A 2287-nucleotide genomic window follows, 5' to 3' on the forward strand; every position below is an offset into this window, starting at 1 on the left:
CGATTGGGGGCGGGCGCCATTCGCGCCTATGCAGCTATTTGCCGTACCCCGCTTTTAGTGCTTTGACCGCTAGTTCAAGACGAGACTTGGCGTGAAATTCCGTTAACAGGCTAGAAACGTATTTCTTTACCGTTCCCGGGGCATAGTGGGTGCTTTTTGCGATCTCTTCGTTGGATTTTCCCTCGCACACTAAATCGAGAATCTGCGCTTGAGCAGGCGAAATATGGTGCTCAGGGGCGGAAACCGCAGACGGGGATTGAGCATCGTTTTCGCTCCACTCGGGCATTTGTTGGAATAAGCGCGTTAATGGTTGGGGAGCTACGACCGTGCCACCGCGGACGGCCTCGCGTACCGTGTCCAAGATATAGGCTGGCTTCGAGCTTTTGAGGATATAGGCTGCCGCCTTATTGGATAGGACTTCCCTTAGGGTGTCGTCATTATCCATTGCGGTCATAGCAATGAATACCGGCGGATTAGGCAGCTCATTTAGCTCGCGCAGCAGCGCTGTGCCGTCCATCTCCGGCATATGAATATCCGCGATGACGGCATCGACATCGTGCTGTTCTAGCTGCTGTAATGCGGCTTTCCCATTTTCTGCGACGGCGATGATTTCCATATCTTCGGCCGCAGCGAAATAGTGGCCGAGTGCCTCGATGACCAGTGGATCATCATCGACTAAGAGCAGCGAAGTCTTTACTTGAAGCACCATGGGGCTGGGCAGCCAAAGACGAGCTCTGCCGAAGACTCGTACTTGTTATTTTGTGGGAGATCGCCTGGGGTGAGGTCTGCGCCGAAGAGAGAGGCGGACAGCATGAGGGGCGTGAGAAAGCTAGCGAGAGCAGCCTGCATGGCACGACTCCTTTTATATAAAAACCGGATTTATAAGAAACATACGTAAGTGTAGTAAAGGGATGGTGGCGCTGCCAGTGAAGGTGAACAAACTAACGTTGTTCATGCGCAGATGGGGGCAGTGCCAGCGTGAGCTCCCAGTGATCGTCGACCTGACCGGCTTCAAACCGGGCATCGATAGTTGCTGCGAGGCGCGTCATCGAATTAATGCCTATGCCGGAGGAGGTCTCCGGTGTGGTGCTCGTTGGCTTGGCAATAGGGTTGCAGATAGTAAGGATCGTCCATCCCAAATGCGGTTGCGCCGACACGGTAATTTCCGCCCCAGGCGGCGAGTACTTGACGGCGTTGAGGTAAGCCTCCCTGGTGATGGCTACGACCGAGTCAAGAACAGAGGGGGAAAACTGGGGGCAAAAATCTTCTCCGCTTACGTTGATAATTGGAGTGCGGTTGAGCTTTGATAGCTGTCCTTCTTCCCAGGCCAGTACCTGTGCAAGGCTTGTAGGGCGTGCGGCTTGTTTAAAACTGAATTCGTCGTTGATGCCGTCAATATTGGAACGCAAGACTTTAGTTAAAGCGCGTATTTCAGACATCGACGAGCGCATTGCATCGCTTAATTCATCGAGGCGGCGGCTGAGCTCCGGTGTGCTGGCGTATTCCAAGCTGAGCGCTTCTAGCTGCATGGTATTGACGGTAAGGCTGGAAATTACCGAGTTATGCAGGGTTTCAGCTAGGTCGGACTGTCGGCGCTTGACATCGTTATTCCACTCCACCATGGCGGTTTTATAGCGCCGTGCGGAATGGGCAAGTGAGCTACCGATGAAGGCGCTAATGACCAAGAAAATTCCCCAGATCAGTGCCGGTGTTGGATTGAGGACTAGCCGCAACGTACTAGGATCTACCAGCCCTACCAGCCAAAACACTACGCAAAGAAGAATCGACTGCCATTTGGTGCTGCGGAAAGCGAATACGGCAAGGAATACTGGGGCTAAGAAAACGGAACTGGCGTAGGGGATTCCCACGGTAAGGATGGCAATAATCCAAATTGCCAGAAAACCCACTGCCATTGTCTTCGGGTACCGATAGGCAGATGTAGTGATGGCCGTCAAAATTAACCCGACAATTGCCGCTGAAAGCTGGTGTTTAGTTGGGGTGAGGAATGCGGCGAAAAGGGTAAGTGCCAAGCAAATGATGGCGATCAGCGCTGCGGTGCGCTGTAGGGTCATCGCCGCGCGAAGGCGGTGGCGAAATGGAGGTGGTGGGGTGAAAGTCACGGTGGAATGCGCTTCTTTGGTGCTCAGACTGAATAGTTATGAAAGGGCTTGTGGCGTCTCGCACCTAGCTTAAGGCCTGGAAGCGTGAAACCGGCGGATTCTAGTGGTCGTGGAAACACGATTTTAGATTTCGGTGGCATAGCTTAGCAGTTCGGCCATTTTTTCGG

At 53.3% G+C, this 2287-nt stretch carries 3 protein-coding genes; all 3 read right to left on the reverse strand.

The genetic code is table 11. The annotated features are described in order from the left end of the window. Positions 1–34 precede the first annotated feature (34 nt). Positions 35–709 (reverse strand): response regulator transcription factor, encoded by a 675-nt coding sequence (locus ABRP88_RS11255; RefSeq protein ID WP_284850319.1) that lies wholly within the window; start codon positions 707–709, stop codon positions 35–37. After that, on the reverse strand, positions 694–849 hold the full coding sequence (locus ABRP88_RS11260; protein WP_023024136.1) for a hypothetical protein: 156 nt from the start codon (positions 847–849) through the stop codon (positions 694–696). Before ABRP88_RS11260 ends, ABRP88_RS11255 begins: the two co-directional genes overlap by 16 nt. 92 nt (positions 850–941) lie before the next feature. After that, the gene (locus ABRP88_RS11265; protein ID WP_349837248.1) at positions 942–2120 is read right to left on the reverse strand and encodes a sensor histidine kinase; all 1179 of its coding nucleotides are present in this window, start codon (positions 2118–2120) and stop codon (positions 942–944) included. Between the last annotated feature and the right edge of the window lie 167 nt (positions 2121–2287).

The sequence above is a fragment of the Corynebacterium sp. KPL2734 genome (assembly GCF_040225595.1).
Taxonomy (GTDB): Bacteria; Actinomycetota; Actinomycetes; order Mycobacteriales; family Mycobacteriaceae; genus Corynebacterium; species Corynebacterium rhinophilum.